12 protein-coding genes are annotated in these 16159 nt (G+C 40.4%); 1 reads left to right on the forward strand and 11 read right to left on the reverse strand.

Annotated features, from left to right (window positions below; translation table 11 throughout):
- Positions 1-4: 4 nt before the first annotated feature.
- Positions 5-1957 (forward strand): TraI/MobA(P) family conjugative relaxase, encoded by a 1953-nt coding sequence (gene traI, locus AC5JQI_RS19470; protein WP_493914751.1) that lies wholly within the window; start codon positions 5-7, stop codon positions 1955-1957.
- A gap of 66 nt (positions 1958-2023) precedes the next feature.
- On the opposite strand, the gene AC5JQI_RS19475 is transcribed toward traI, so the two are convergent.
- The 11 genes from AC5JQI_RS19475 to AC5JQI_RS19525 all read right to left on the reverse strand — a co-directional run bounded on the left by AC5JQI_RS19475 (position 2024) and on the right by AC5JQI_RS19525 (position 16153).
- On the reverse strand, positions 2024-2368 hold the full coding sequence (locus tag AC5JQI_RS19475; protein ID WP_493914752.1) for a hypothetical protein: 345 nt from the start codon (positions 2366-2368) through the stop codon (positions 2024-2026).
- A gap of 244 nt (positions 2369-2612) precedes the next feature.
- Positions 2613-4778 (reverse strand): F-type conjugative transfer protein TrbC, encoded by a 2166-nt coding sequence (trbC, locus tag AC5JQI_RS19480; RefSeq protein WP_493914753.1) that lies wholly within the window; start codon positions 4776-4778, stop codon positions 2613-2615.
- A gap of 17 nt (positions 4779-4795) precedes the next feature.
- Entirely contained in the window at positions 4796-5806 is a 1011-nt protein-coding gene (locus AC5JQI_RS19485) for a DsbC family protein (protein WP_493914754.1), read from the reverse strand.
- Positions 5807-5822: 16 nt separating this feature from the next.
- Positions 5823-7148, reverse strand: coding sequence for a secretion/conjugation apparatus DotM-related subunit (locus tag AC5JQI_RS19490; RefSeq protein WP_493914755.1), 1326 nt, complete (start codon positions 7146-7148; stop codon positions 5823-5825).
- Positions 7149-7289: 141 nt separating this feature from the next.
- Positions 7290-7874: a hypothetical protein gene (locus AC5JQI_RS19495; RefSeq protein ID WP_493914756.1), complete on the reverse strand. Its 585-nt coding sequence runs from the start codon at positions 7872-7874 to the stop codon at positions 7290-7292.
- A gap of 31 nt (positions 7875-7905) precedes the next feature.
- Entirely contained in the window at positions 7906-10038 is a 2133-nt protein-coding gene (locus tag AC5JQI_RS19500) for a DotA/TraY family protein (protein WP_493914757.1), read from the reverse strand.
- Positions 10039-10128: 90 nt separating this feature from the next.
- Positions 10129-10689, reverse strand: a complete 561-nt coding sequence (gene traX / locus AC5JQI_RS19505) for a conjugal transfer protein TraX (protein ID WP_493914758.1) — start codon at positions 10687-10689, stop codon at positions 10129-10131.
- Positions 10686-11909: a conjugal transfer protein TraW gene (gene traW / locus AC5JQI_RS19510; RefSeq protein WP_493914759.1), complete on the reverse strand. Its 1224-nt coding sequence runs from the start codon at positions 11907-11909 to the stop codon at positions 10686-10688. Before traW ends, traX begins: the two co-directional genes overlap by 4 nt.
- Before the next feature lie 42 nt (positions 11910-11951).
- Positions 11952-15026, reverse strand: a complete 3075-nt coding sequence (locus AC5JQI_RS19515; RefSeq protein WP_493914760.1) for a putative type IV secretion/conjugal transfer ATPase — start codon at positions 15024-15026, stop codon at positions 11952-11954.
- A 2-nt stretch (positions 15027-15028) separates the two neighbouring features.
- The gene (locus AC5JQI_RS19520; RefSeq protein ID WP_493914761.1) at positions 15029-15634 is read right to left on the reverse strand and encodes a hypothetical protein; all 606 of its coding nucleotides are present in this window, start codon (positions 15632-15634) and stop codon (positions 15029-15031) included.
- A 108-nt stretch (positions 15635-15742) separates the two neighbouring features.
- Positions 15743-16153, reverse strand: a complete 411-nt coding sequence (locus tag AC5JQI_RS19525) for a DUF6750 family protein (protein WP_493914762.1) — start codon at positions 16151-16153, stop codon at positions 15743-15745.
- Between the last annotated feature and the right edge of the window lie 6 nt (positions 16154-16159).

The following is a 16159-nucleotide window of genomic DNA, read 5'->3' on the forward strand; positions in this document are numbered from 1 at the left end:
TATTATGATTATTCGGATTCCGGAGAAAAGACGTGATGGCAAAAGTAGCTTTCTCAAGCTCATTGCCTATGTCGTTATCCGTGATGAAGATAAACCAGATACTCCAATTGAACCAGAACATCCAGGCTGGCGTCGTCCTCGTTCTAAGGATGAAATTTTCAACCAACTAATTAATTACATAAACCGAAATGGTGAGTCGGATATTCAACAGACCATTCATGCAGATCCAACTGGGTATACTCAGGTTTTGTTTGATAATGTGATGTGCGAGACGAACTGTTTTAACATTGCAACAGCGGCAATAGAAATGAATGCTATTGCATTGCAAAACATACGTTGCAAAGATCCAGTTCTTCACTATGTTCTGTCATGGCCAACAGAAGATAATCCATCAAAAGAACAAATTTTTGAAAGTGTTCGTCATAGCTTGAATGCACTTGGGATGGCGGATCATCAATATGTTGCTGCCATTCATACCGATACTAACAATATTCATTGTCATGTTTCAGCTAACCGTATTCACCCTATAACATATAAAACCGCAAATGATTCGTTTACTAAAATTCGTTTGCAATATGCAGCTAGGGAACTTGAGCTTAAGTATAATTGGACGTATACGAACGGATTCTTTGCCGTTAATGAAGACAAAGAAATTGTACGTGTAAAACGCGATAATCAGCCAGTTCCTGCTGGGGCCAAAGCTCTTGAATATTACGCTGATGTTGAAAGTCTTCATACTTATGCAACCACTGAATGTGGTTTCAAAATTGATGAAGCTATGTCAGATCCCAATATGTCTTGGAGTGATATTCATCGTATCTTAGTTCGTGCTGGATTGGAGTTAAAACCTAAAGGAAAAGGGTTGGCAATATACTCTATTGATAATCCAGAATTACCACCTGTTAAAGCAAGTAGTGTCCATCCTGATTTAACATTAGGTTGTCTTGAAAAGGATATTGGCCAATTTCAGCCGCTGAATGAAGTAGGAATTTATACAACAGATGATACTCATATTGTGAAAAATGCCATTGTGCACGAGTATCGTTATGAACCTACTTTGCATGTTCGTGATATGGATGCTCGTTTGGAAAGAAGGCTGAAAAGAGCTGCGGCAAGAGAGGGTTTGAAATCTCGTTATAAAGATTATAAGGCAGAATGGATTAAGCCAAAAATGGATAGGGAAGCGATTCGTTTACGTTACCAAAACGAATTTAAACACTTTGCTTGGCGTAAAGGCCACGCTCGTATTGCTATCCATGATCCACTATTACGCAAGTTGACATATAACATTATTGAAGTTGAGCGGATGAAGGCTATGGCTGCATTGAGGATTGATATTCGCAATGAACGGGCAGCATTTAAAGCTGATCCTGCAAATCGCCGGTTGTCTTATCAGGAATGGGTATCGCAACAAGCACTGAAACAAGATCAGGCTGCTATTGCTCAATTACGTGGTTGGGCTCATAGGATGAAACGAGATGTTAGGACTGGCAATATTTCATCTAATGCCATTGTTTGTGCTGTGGCTGATGATACTCCTGCGTTTAAACTTGATGGTTATTCAACTGCGGTCACTAAAGACGGAACGATACAATATTCTCGTGATGGCGTAGTTCAATTGCAGGATAAGGGCTGCCGTATTGAGATCAATGATTATCATGCTAATGGTGGAGAACATATTGCCGGAGGAATGGCGTTGGCTGAAAATAAAAGCGGTGAGAATTTGATGTTTTCTGGTGAACCGACTTTTGTTGGCCAGGCTTGTGAAATGGTTGAATGGTTCAATGACGGTGGAGATAAACCACTTCCACTGACAGATCCAAAACAGCGGATAATGGCAGGTTATGATACTGAGACTCAGCCACAATCAACTGATTTCCTAAAGCAGAATCCTGAGGAAACTAGAACAATATTATCTGAAAGATCCAAACATAATTCTGGTTATAATCCTATGTAATGGCAAAAAATTGATAAAAAAAAGCCGACTTTAAATGAACTGACCCCAAAAAGTCGGCTTTTACTATCAATTCATTTGCATTTTTCTTCGTTTCTCAAACTCAGGTTGGTAACTCAACCAAGCATTATGATCGTTGCCATAGAGTGTACTAAATAAGTTCATTAATCGGCTAAATAAAGCATCATGTTCTGCTAAATCGAATGATTCTGATGGTGAAATAGAATGAAGCAATATTCTGCTTTCTTCGATAATTTGGTCTACATCTTGTGTGCTTAATTTCTGTTCAGAAGATTGAATCATGATTGTAGTATCACCGTTTTTAACATCGGTTGCTATCGTGTTAAGCATCAACGTGCATAGTTTGACTAATTCAATATAACCTCGTCGATAATTCAGGTTATTGTCACTCATGCCTACGAGTCCTTAATAATTTTGATCAGGGAGTTGGTTTTTTAGGTGTAGCTGCTTAAATCTTATTTGATAGATGGAAGCCTGTTGTAGCTTATTCACTAAGAATATTTTAAGCATCTTATTTATCTACATTGGATATATAACTTACATTGCCCAGTGTAGGATATGACCATATCCAAGAATTGTCCTATAGTGCATTATAGCGTAACTGTTATTGAGTCTAACTGACACATTAACGTATCAGTCACACATCTTCTCCCGTATTCGCTAATTTTTGAGCTGTTTTTTTCGATACATGGATAGGTTTGGGTGGTGTTGGTATGGCCCGCCATTTGCGTTTATTTTGGTGTAAAGCCTCTCTTGCTGCTTCAAATAACAATATCCCTCTTTGGGCTGGGGTATAACTAATGTCAGCACGGTTATCTAAATCAAAAGCTACAGCTGCAACCCGCTTAAGAACAGGGTCCATAATACCCATCATCGCTGTAGTGGAAGTGGGCATACTTAGAAGTTGTAGAATTTCATCCACTTCTTGTGTTGATGGCGGAAGTTTTCGCTGCAAATTTGGATTTTGGGCAAAAAGCTCTGTTTCTGTTGGACATTGCACGTCAATAAACCGATTGATACGCATCGGCAAGGATGATGTCATCTTTTCATCATCAGGTATGTAAATTGCGTTACTTGGTACTAAGGCACTCTTAAATGAAATCATCCCTTCACCAGGGCTTAAATCTTTTAAGTCAGAAAGACTTAACCGGTCTTTTTCTCTAATATAACTGCTGTTTGCATCTTCGTAACTCGGCGTAAAGATACCGGGAGATTGCTCCACAGCACCAAGTTCGGAGTAATACGCTTTGCCACCGGTTATTTTGGCCAACTCGAAAGTATCTTTTTCGTCCTGTAGAGCCATAAACCACTTAGTGAGAAGGTTAGCGTTGACTGTCATGTATTCGCCTTTGTGTTCAGCTATGAATCTTTGAATGTCTTGGGCGGAGACTATCAACATATAACCGAGGCTACGCATTTGGCTGGCTAAGTTATCCATGCCAGGGCCAAAGTAGGCTCCTAATTCATCCATGGCTATTGGATATGGGAACTTGCCGGCATATTTTTTGACAATGAGTACATCGTTAATCATTCCCTCAAGCTCACAACCTAAGTCTCTGGCCATGGTCATTCGGATAGCAGAAATGTATAGCTTGCCGATATTTGCTGCTTCACTTTTTGATAGTTCTAACGCCGGTATCATTGTTGTCAAGATACGGTCATTATGTAGTACATCTTCTATATCTATATCGCCAGCATCGCGAGAAAAAACATGACCATAGATGTCGTTAAACATGGTTAGCATACGGTTGAACTGCTGGATTAAATAACCATGCTGATCTAATACACCTTGTTCCCATTCTGAGGGGCGATTGATGAGTTCAATACGAAACCCTGCCAGAGTATTAAAATAACTTTCCAACGGGCCATAAGCGTCTTTGTGCCAATTGTCTTTTTTCGCTTCTTGATAGAGCTTGGCTAGTTTTGCTAAAGGTAAATACTCTTGTATGACTGATTGAGAGATTCTGCGATTTTCTCGCTTACATTTGTAGTAGACAGCATAAACAACAGCGGTCAACATGGATTTAGCTTTGTCTTGCCAGCCAGCATCACTACTCCCTGCAGTTGGTAGCAGTGATTCCATCAACTGAATAATGAAAGTCGTATTTGCTGTGCCAAATAGATTGATCGTGTTTGATTGTGGCCGCGTTTTGGTATTCTTTAGAAGAGCTTCGAATTTATCAGTACCGCCAGTCATAAAATTCAATACATAATTATCGTCTTCTCTCCCGAAACGACGGGCAAGTGACCATATGGAAAATGCTAGTGTGTTCTGAGCTTTACCATCAGAGTAACAGATCCCTCTTCCCCAACAGATTGCATTCAAGAAGACCGATAACAAGGCTTCTGTTTTCCCGGAACCTGTACCAGCCAAAAGTAACATATGTCGTAATGAATCATCTAACGTTAACCAAAGCTCTCGCGCTAGGGCTTTCCCTCGAGCATATCCCAGACACAAGATACCGGCTGCAGGCATATATTTGCGTATGCGTACTACATAGCGGAATAGTCCCCAGGCGCCATTGCGAAATTTAGGCATTTCACGTTCTGTGGTTAAATCCATGCCTCCAATGTCTTTGGGCATACGTAATGGCATACGGAAAGGTTGATCGCTAAATAAAACGATCAGGAGAAGTAATCCTGGGATGCTGAGTAATAGGCTGATGGGATACAACCAGCCAAAAATTAACCCAGCAACCATGAAAAGTTGTATACCTAGTGGAGATAAAAGTGCGTCAGTTATAAAGGTATAGCCGATTGGCCGGCGAACCCGGCGCGAATCGACCTCAATAGGTTTGGTCATAGGAAACTCTGTGAGTGTTATTGGATTGGTGAATTGAGAAAAGCCGTAAGAGCATCATCACTTTTCAGTGAATTAAGAGGAATATAACGGCCATCATCGGCCAAAAATGACGGAGTACCAGGAAGATTATAGAAATTAAAGACCGCATCGTTTTTCGCCAATGCTTGTTCTCCTATATCACAAGAGTCTAAGGATGCTTGTTGGTTATTTGGATTCATACCAACATCAGCCTGATATAGTTGTTTCCAGAAAGATTTACGTTCTTGAGATGGCGTGCATAGGATTGGTGTCACTAGGTTTGCTGTTTGCTGGCCACCTATTATTGACACAGGGAATATTTCAACATTGTAATTACGGGATAATCCTTCTAAAGTCGGTTCTATGATTTTACAATTTGGGCACATCGGATCAGAAAAAACATACAATGTTTTCGCATGGCCAGAAGATAGAGGGATGGTAAATTTCCCGCTTTGTGCTGCTGCGCGTAATCGTTGTGCAGTGTATTCATATTCTTCTGTCTTTATTGCCGGTTTTGGTTGTTCTACTGGTAAATTTGACGTGGCTGGAGAAACTGGTAGTGTATTATCCGGTTGTGAGACAGGAGGGTGCCTGTCAGATGGACTGGTAGAATAAGGTTGTCCTACTGTACTAGGTATTGGTTGAATGTTTTGGACCAGATTAATGCCTTTGGTTATTCCTACTCTCCACGCAGTGGCAATGATTAAAACTATGGCTCCAACTAATAAGCTATAACCAGCGATTTTTCTTCTATTCTCTCCCTGCTTTTTGCTGCGGATTATTTCCTTATTGATAGCATGAAGAACCATCCTTGCTTCATCGTTGCTTTGTGCCGTATAAATCATTGCTGGGCGTTGTTTTATATTGTCATGAAAAACATTCCTATCATTGATATAAAAACGATAGTTTTTGCCCAATTCCATAATTACTAAAGATGTATCTTTGTATGGCTGATCAGAGATAACAGACAGGGTATTGCCTTGCAGTGATGCAGAATATGAATGCGACATAATTGTGTTCCTGTGATTAAGGGCGTCTAGCTCTCGGGCGAGAAAAAGTTCTTTGCTTAGAGGGAGAGTTTTCTGTTTGTTGGCTATTGAGTTGTATTGAATTGGATGACGTATCAGTTTCAATGGGTTCGTGTGAGCGCAGTATGACTATTTCACGATCTTCTTTCTCTTCGTCTTCATCTTCGGGTTCTATTGTGTTTGTATTGTCCTGTGGGATATGTTCTTCTAAGATTGCCCCAATACTTCTAAGATCCTCTTCAAGTCCAACGATAGCTATATCCATACAATTTTCAGGTCGAGGTATGCTTACCTGTAATCTCTGGGATACATCGGAAATGAGTCGTTCCCATTTAGCAGCGGCAATAACACCGGCACCTTCGACAAATACTTTAGGACGCCCGGAGGAAGTTAAAGCATACCAAAGAGTTCTATCTAAGCCTTTTAGCCAGCGAAATCGAGCACCGGGTAAACGCATATCTTGATCATGAAGTGCAAATATCGCTGTGCGTGTAGTACTGTAATAGCGCAACCAACGGTTAGCTTCGGGGTGCTGTGTAACTCGACTAAAAGCACTATTGGCGAGGTTTAATATTGGATAACCTTTCTTTCCGTTATCACGCCGGCTTTTGATTAGACAAGAGCGATTAAGGTCATCCAGTAATTTTTCAGCCGCTTTTCGATCCTTCAAAAAAAATTGTAGGCCGAATACTGCAAATAAGGCTCGCTCATAGTTATTGAAAGAAGAAAACCCAGTTAATGGATTTCCCAATTGTTTCATGAATACTTCTCGGGTCTTCTCTCGCTCTAAACGCTCTCCAATAATAAGTTGGTACTGCAAAGCAAATTCGTCAGGAGTTTGAGCGCTTCGGTGTTCAGGAGGATCAACGTTAAGCAGCTGTGTTTTCTTATCACCGTAGCAAAGAGCAGGAATAATCGAGGGTGAAAATTGAGCCATGATATGTGGCAGTGAATAAACATCAATGTTCCTACGGGTGCGGTTACTTGGATGATTGCGGATTACAAACAAACTACCGGTGACGATGACACTTAAAGGAAGCATCAGAATACCCGCTGTTTTATTCATAATGCTAATAAATTCACTCCAACTAAGATCATTAATTCTATTGGAAGCCCAGGCTAACAAATTAAGCCGTTCTGCGACATAACCATGAATTCTGGGGAAATCACAAAGCATCCAAAGTTGATAGAGGAGCCAACAACATCCGTACATAATAGGGGGTTGGTATATCCAAATTAAAAAACAGAATAGGAAAAAGACTAATAGCAACATAAGGCCCAGCTCTTGGCCTTGCTGTGGCGGCTGTGTCGTTTTTGAATACATTGTCGCTCCGAAGAAGAAATAGCGTGTAGACTGAGCTACACGCTATGAAAAAGTAGAATTACACCAAGAATGGATTATCAGAAAATAAAAAAGAACGCTGATAAAACGTTCTTTTAGAAGAATGTGCTTTCTACAGAAAAATCAAAAGAATTTAGTTTTTTTCTGCACAAGCTCATAGAATGAACTATCTGTTTTTATTTTTGGGCTAAATGATGGTGATAATAATACATCCAACCTATGGCAGAATGGTTTTATTTTAGCATTGCTATTGATGTTAAAGTATGGCCGAAAAATATTATTGAACTTTAGCGTTAGATTGTATCCTTGTATATCGTAACCAGCCCAGTCATAAAAATCATATCCTGTTAATACTGGTTTATCTCTATCATAGAGCGATATAGTTAGTATTCTTCCATTTTCTTTATCAATGCCAACGTATTTTCCATTGGCTAAATCAAAATATTCTAACTCTGTGTGTGGAGAGAATTTTTCATCCTCAAAAGACATTTTTATATTATTTAATTTTGATGCTGTTCTTGAAAAAACAAAACGATTGGACAATATAAAAGCAGCTATTACCATAGCAGCAAAGTAAGGTATGGGGTTAAAAAAATCCATATGGAATAAATAATTACCAATAATCGCTATACAGAGTGGAGCTATTATTAGATGTAAAACGAATACCACAGGAACGTATGACTTCCTTATGCTATTTATAAATGTCATGGGATATCTCCTATATAAGGCATGATATTATTTATTTTATACCATCCCCTTCTGGGGCATTATTATTTTTTGTATATTTTACATCCGGGCTGCGTTCAAGTCCACGATTAAAACCGGCAAAAATACTTTTTGTGGATTCAGCCATTCCCCCAAGAATGCTAGCTGCTTCTCGGCCGCCTAACCATGAAATGATATAATCAGGCATAGTCACTTGTAATGCAAAAACTCGACTAACAGTAGTAGTACATATTCTTGCATAGACCATTAATATACCAACCAACGAAACTAACCCAGTTATAGAATCCACCTGTACATTAGCAATCGTAGCACCGAACATTATATGCAAGAATGTTCCAATAGCTACGATTGCGGTACTGGCAAAAACAAATCCAAATACCATTAACATTGGGCGAATCATAACATCGATAAGAAATATATAGCCATATGATGAACGGTGGCCACCTTCATCCCCAACACCAATATGTGTAGCACTCCATAATGAACCACCAGTAGCACCTACTAATACACTAACGATCCAATTTGCAAAGGCTGCAATCCAATATATGAAAGGTATGAATGGCAGGTAAATTGATAGGCTGAATCCGATACCAAACAATAATAGACAAACAAATTGCACTAATGGAGTAATTGAATTCATTATTGCAGGTGCAGCCTGTACTAAGCCAAGTGATGCAATATTTAAAAGAAAGTTATTTCCTGCTGTTTCACTTACGATCTTTGCTGCGGCAAATATTGTATAAATACTTTCAGTGGAAATAAGAACGTAATCACCTATATTCTTCATTTTTAATAAAGGGTTAATCTGTCCATTTTGATTAAAATCGCCATTGCCAATATTTTGCACTATATAGTTTGATAGTCTTTGCCCTGGTGAATTAAAAATTTCAACAAATACGGCAGAAGGATCTGAGGCATCAGTTGCTTGTTGTGTGTTTTTGGGACTCTGCGTGCCCAATGGTGGTGTGTAGGGTGAATTCTGTAACTGTGTTTGGTAGGCTGTCATGATGCTTTTATAGGTATCCCCGGCACCTAAGTCACCTAATCCAGATATACCGGTAATGATCGGTTTTAGTTGCACTACCTCGTTAACTTTATTGTTTGCGGTAGCAAATGTTTGATACCACGAACCCAGAGCCAACCAACCATTCTTTTTTAACTGAGCAGATAATACAGAAGCTAGTTCGTCTGATGGTCCTTGAGCTTTCAATGTTTGATTAATGCGATTTTCATAAGTTTGTGCTGCTTTTTGTATGCTCGTCTCTGCATCAGGCAGTGTGCCACTACCATTCATTTTTTTATTAAGCAGAGCGGTAACAAACTCGGAAGCAGATTGTGATAATTTATTTTGCATCTCATTCATTGCGCTACGTTGAGCGTCAATAATTCGATCAGTATCAACAGAGGCTGGAAATAGCCAACTCATGGTGTTGTCTTTTATAGATTCAGGTAATCGGGCTGAACCACATAGAGCATTACCATTTCCAATCTCAAACCCATCTGTGGTATTTTTTATGCTCATAAGAGGGGTGCCTCCTTGCCCAAACTGCTGATACATAGTGCTTAGTTCGTTGTTGATGCCGTACATGCATAAATTCATTTCATAAATAGCACGGGCTGAGCTTAATGTTTGTGGGGCGGTAGGTTGCACAACTAATGAGTATCCAGATTCAAGCAAATCAACAATGCGATCTGTAGCAACGTTTGCGCTCCCGATGCCCATTGTTGAGGCTGCCCATAAAAAAATTAGTTGTCCGATTGACCATCCCGAGACAGTGGGAACCAAGGTGAGGAAGCCAGCAGCAGTAGTTACTGGGCCTGCCATAGACTTTCCATTGTTGAATATTTTTCCGTGTTGCCCCGCTTTTACTAAATGTTTTAATACTACGATGATGAACCAAACAACGGCAAGGATCATTACTATGCCGTTAAAAACAAAGAATAGTTCTCCAATCATGCTGGAGTTAGTTGAAAACGGATCTGTTACAACGTCACCAAATATCATGACTAAGGTTTGACGTGAAAGATCACTGGAACGCTTGGCCGCTTGTTCTATAGTGTCAAAATTTATCGATGAATTCGCCCAAGCGTTGAGAGTGAACAAGTAAAGACATACGCTAGCCATTAATTTTCGAATGGTGTTCATAGAAGTCTCGTATAAGGTGCTGATGTTAGCTGATATATCTGGGAATGGGGGCAGAATGTATATGTGTACTGTTGGGCGTTATAGCGTTTATTATTTAAGGCTTAGTGTTGTTTTAATCCACGAATTTTCAGATAAAAAATCCGAAACCCCCCCCCGTTCAATAGGTGATGCCCGATGCTGACTTAGTTGCCATAATCGCCAACTACATATCAACGCTTGCAAAAACGATAATGCAGCTAGAGAGAGTAAGGCTAGAGCTAATACGAGAGTCTTTATCAATAATAATGGCGTGTATAGCCCACTGAACAGCACCACAAAAATGATGCTAATGGCTAACAATGACGGAATAGCAGCTAAAAACAAACATAACTTTTTACGACGCAGAAAACATTGCTTCAATGTTTCAATTGTCATACCGCTGGCGATTATTGCTTCATTAAAGCTAAGTATTGGTTGTCGAAGTTTTCTTTCAAGTTGAAAAGAAGGGCGTAGATATTTTACTCGTTTGATATTATTAAGAAAAGATGGGCCTATTTTTGACGCAGTGTAACGTACCTCAGATAATGGTAAGAATACGTTAGAAAAGTAATAAATACCTTTTATAGTTCGGTGGCCCCAATTAATGGATTTTTTTTCAGTTTTATCAGTCATGGGCGTATAGCTCCTGAATTCACTTGTTGCATCTTCATCTGTAACTGAGGGCGGTAGGATTCAGTTGCTTTAAGCGAAAGTTGTTGTCCTTGTAGAATGTTATTTTTCTGCAATTGCTGTTTTATACCCAGCAACAACCAATTCTGCAGTGATTGGGTTCGGACAGATTCACGCATTAAATTATCACCCTCCATCTGCTGCAAGTCCGTTTGGTAGTTTGTGTTGGCATAACGCCTACCGACTTCAAATTGTTCAAATTCTCTTTCAGACATTAAGCCGGTACGTTTAGCTTCGCCTGATGCAGTTTGATTGAAATATGCAGATGCGGAAGGTGACATAAGCGTTTCTTTGAGTACATCGCGTGTAGCTTCATTGGATTGGCTTGCGGCCACCATAGCCAGCATTGGTTCGCGGGCTGCAGAGTTGATAGCTTCATATTGTGTCATTAATCCCACGTATTGTTGCCCTGAGGTTGTTTTGACTTCCCCCTTGCTTAATTGCTTGCCGGCTGATGCAGAGGTACTGTTCAATACGTAAGCTATGGCCGCATCGGTCTGCTTTTGATCAAAAGTAAGATCGGGAGATTTTCCATCTTTACCTGCACCATCCAATAATGATGTTAAGCGTTTATCACCACCAGGTAATTCAGAAACAATTTTACATAGCGGTGTTCCACCGTAGGCAGCAAAGTCTACAGCATCGCAATAATCAGCATGAATGGCAGCTGTACGAAATTGCGTTTGTCCTTGTGCCGGTGTGGGTGTGGTTACACTATGGCGAATTTTGCTGTGACTAATTCCGCTACCACTGGCTAACGAGCTTTGCCGTGCTCGTGCTCCGCCTTGTATTTGTGATGCCATACCTGAACCAGACTCAGTACAGATGCTATCTGGAACGGCATAGGTTCGCCGTGCTTGCTCTAATTTATCTGTCTGACGAGCAAAAATATCTTGGTCACGCTGTGCTTGTGCGGATTGCTCAATCTGTATAGCAATCTTACTACCGTTTTGGTTAATGGCCGCGCCAATTTGGTGTTGAGTTGTGGCGATTTTACCTAAAGTGCCGTTCATTGTTCCAAGGGCTGGGGTAACTTGTGTTGCAATGGGGACACTGGCCGTGACTTCTACAGGATATGCCAAGGATTGATTAGGTAGGACAAAATAAAGTATCAAACTAGAGAGTAGGGACACCCTATGAGTGATCGGTGGATAGTATTTCATTATATTTCCAGGATAAGTAAGGAAGGTTTTGACCTTAGGGTGTTAAATTGAATTGCCCTGAATGTATCCAGCTTTGGATATTAACTCGTTAGCTAACATCCTGATTGCACCATCTTCATCATCTTGATTGGCTTTTTTCTTTAACATATCAATATGCTTCTCGGCTGAACCGCTAGGAAAAGCTGTGGCAAGCAGTTCTCTAGCTAATTTTCCGTCTAGAGTTTCATATAGAATGTTGCGAAGAGCCCGATTTTTTGGGGTAGAGTTGAGAGCCCATAAAAGACGTGGTCCTACTGTATTTTTTAAAAGCTGAGCAATATTTCCGTTTGTGGTTTGAAAAACAGCCAGAAATGTAGTGCCACTGCCATCTGGTGCAGGACCCCGTGTAGTATTGAGTAACTTATTCAGTGTTGATCGTGGGACATTGAATGTTTCTTCCAATACCTTGAAATCGCTGGGACGTACACGCATGAGGTATAAAGAGTTAGCCGACTCCAAAAGCTGTTGAGGGTAATCATCTAGATATTGAGATGCGAAAACAGTACGGACACCAAATTTACGTTTCTCGCGATCTTCGGTTTGCAGAGCGGCCCACAATGTTTCTATTCCTTTGATATTGTGTAGTTCGTCCATAAATATGAGTTTACTTTCTTGATCTAGTTGTTCGATGCGTTTTCTGTGTAGAGAAACATAGCGAGGATCTAGATTGGCATATAATTCGTTTTGGTATTGAGGTAGGTAAAAATCGTTTGCACCGGCAAGATGGCGTGCAAATTGATACATAATACCTGTGCGAATTTTTCCTTCTGGGGAATCATCACCAGATACGTTGTTAACATCAACAACTCGAATTCGTGTGTTAGGGCTGACAGTAAATCGGGTACGACCAGAAATCAGTGGGTAATCAGACAGCGCCTGTGTGAAACAACGTGAAATATAATGCAACATAGACTCATCAGAACCTGGGCGATTAACCTGTGCGAATGTTGTTCGCATTTGTTCTGTGTTAAGTGCACCCTGTAAATCATTGAGTTCTGGTACTGCTTGGGCTTGTGCAAGTGAAGCCTCATACACATAATTTTTATCAAACAGCATGTCCCGAACTTCATACCATGTAGCCAATTCCCACCATTGTGAGTCATGTTCAGAAAGGCAGCCGCTTTCTTTCAATGCATTATCCACTTCTGGGATTAGTGAAGGGCCATAGCGTACTGGTTCAGTATCGCTATTTTTTTTGTAGGCAATATCTATGGCCATAGATATGATTTGCCTGCAAGCGGCAGCATCGGGGGGCATGTTGATTTGTGGATCAATACATAAACTGCTCAACATTTTCAGCAGGTATTCACGTTCTGTGCTGATTGGGTATTTCAGACCTAGGGATATATCGAATGGATTACGGCAATGTTCAGCATCATTGCGCAAAATGATGCTAATGACTTTATCCAATTGATCAGGGGGTAAACTATCCCTCATCAAATCATAGAATCCCTGAGCAGTGAAACCCTTATCAACCATAGCCATAAATGGAATTTCTGTACTGCCTGCAGATATCCCGTCTACATGCATTCTGTTGGCCAATAGTGATTTGCCAGAACCTGGGGCACCGGCTAATAATTCAGTATGTTTTTCTTGGATGCTACTGGCTAATTGCACCGGATAGGGTTTTCCGTCAATCGTTTGAAATATTACGTTACCTTCGTTCCCCCAAGGGCTTGCGGGCCGTTGTAGTGGCATCAACTTTAGGCCTTCGGATAATGGTGGAAACATCAGAGTAGGTGCGCTGAAACTGGATGCTAATGGCAATGTATTCATCCATGCCCTAATAGGGTCCCCGAATGTTCGAGTGACACTAGAGACTCCCCACGATTGAACCGCCTTTTGTAATAAGGTGAGATTACGCTTCATTCTGCTTTTATCTTCATTCCATGTGCTAGCAGTAATGCTCATAATGCAAACGGGATCTTTTTTGTCTTGTTCCAACAACCAAGATATAGACTGATAAATATTGCGTAAGGAAGGAATAAACGCGACAAAACTTAGCAAGTTATTCTTATTGCTTAGCATTTTCCCTCCTCCAGGCATAAGATCTAAACGTATACGCCATGGGATTTGGCGAGGAACTTTCTTAAATAACTGGCTGAATGGTTCTGGACGTTGGGGGGCCAACGTCATAGCTAGTTGGCCATGATATAGCCCATCAACTTTAACAATATTTCCTGAGGATTTTATTTCTGTGTCGCAATACTGGAAATTGAGGTGAGGGGCAAGGCAAGCACTAATATCTTCACCGCGCATTTTTCCATGGGGGATAACGCGATCAGCAGGCAGTAATGGTTGCCAAGTTTTGTCTGTACTAGTTCGTTCAATTTCATCTCGGATGACATAGCCAGCTTTATGTGCGTCTAGCAGGCGTACCATAATACCTTCATTGCCATCAGAAAGATCAGTCATCAATTTGTCAATAAAAGCATCGTGCCTTAGTTTCAATCCTTCGAATTCTGCATAAACAGGGTTTTGCCCATAGCGAGCTTCGGGAAGATCTTTAAATTGTTTATCTTGACGTTGGATTTCTTCTTTTTTTTCCGCACTTGGGAGTGTTGCAATTGCGGTGTATACCGTTAACCATACACGTTCTCGTGCGAGATAAGGCGTCATTTTAGTAATCTGTTCATCGACAAGATCATCCAATGCAAGCCCTAATTTTTGGAACGATTGACGTTGTGGAGCAACTAATCGGCTAATTTCTTCCTTACCTCGCGTAGGGTCCCTTTCAAACACGATACTTAATTTGTGCCCCATTGATTTGAAGTCACCTGTCAAATTGTCACGCAGTTTCAAAATGAATCGTAATAAACTATCAGGGGCAGGTGCTTCATTTGATGTTGTTGGTTCAACTTCACTGAATTCACGAAATGCACCTAATACTTCAAAGCAGGAGGCATAATCGTTGTTTTCGGTGACGTGGATATAGGGTGCATCTAATGATGGATGACGAACTTTATCATCTGGTGTTAATCCAATGACAGTTCGTAGATCGCAATACTGTGAGAAGTCTCGTCCTAACGTATAGCGAGAAAAATAAGCAAAGGCTTCTTCGATTTTATCAATAATCATATTTAGTTCCGAAAGCAGTAATCACGATATAGATGTCCCCACCAAGTGGTACTAGTTTCTAACTTGGTTGTGGCTAGCTTGCCTTTAAGTTGGGCCGGATGTAGCACAAGAGCTAAATGACGCCAACGTTCCAATAATGTCGGTCGGTGATCATCTGCTATATGTTTGATAGCCTCTCCAAACGCTTGAGGATGAGATGTTCCCCAAATCTGTTGGACAGGCTTTTCATAGGAGGCTAGCCAGTTGAGTAGCGCTTTAGCGTCTTTCTGATAGGATTCATCATTTGAGTCCAATGCTTGAACAATGGCACGTTGTAGATGATTAACATCTTCTGGATTTAATGCAGGGAGATAGACTATAGCGCCAGCTTCCGCTGTGATGGTGTCTAATTGCCGCCAAGATTGACAAAGGGGATCTGCAACAGCGAGGTTATTGGGCTGCGTATTTAACGGATTATTATCACGGAATATGACACTATTATTTTGTGATTCATAACCACAGAATTCGCAATAATGCCCACCTTTTTGAGCTATATCATTCAGTTTTTTTTGTTGATTAACTGGTATTGAGTGTCCCGTTATATGACGGGAAATAGAGAAAATTAACATATAAATTCCCTATATTTCGAAGAAATATGGCTGGATAGTTTTGCTTTCGAGATTGGAATTAATACAAGATAAAAGAAATAGTCGGCCTAATTAGGCCGACTATCAATATTAACTAATCGAGACGGGAGACAACCCCATTTGTTTTTGGCTGCGTGTAGCTATTTGTTCAATAGCGATAAATGCTACACCACATACAAATGCAAGAATGATATGCCATGCCTTAATGTTGGCGTTTTGGGGATTTTTTTTGGCAAACATCAAACCAACACCAAGGAAAAGGCAGCCTATGCCTACGACTTGGGATACTCCCAAGATTGTTGATTTTGTTGAAATAACACCATTTCCCAAACTGTTGAACATGCCAGCAATATCATCATCGGCTTTTGCAACAGGAGACAATATTAATCCTACAATGCTTAAAAGAGCACTGAGCAAATATTGTCGGGCTGTTTCGGCGATAAGAATAGTTTTAACGGAAACAAACAGTAGGAAGTTTTTCATAAATTTTATAATGTTCATAATTAC

The organism is Xenorhabdus sp. XBWT, from assembly GCF_059072735.1.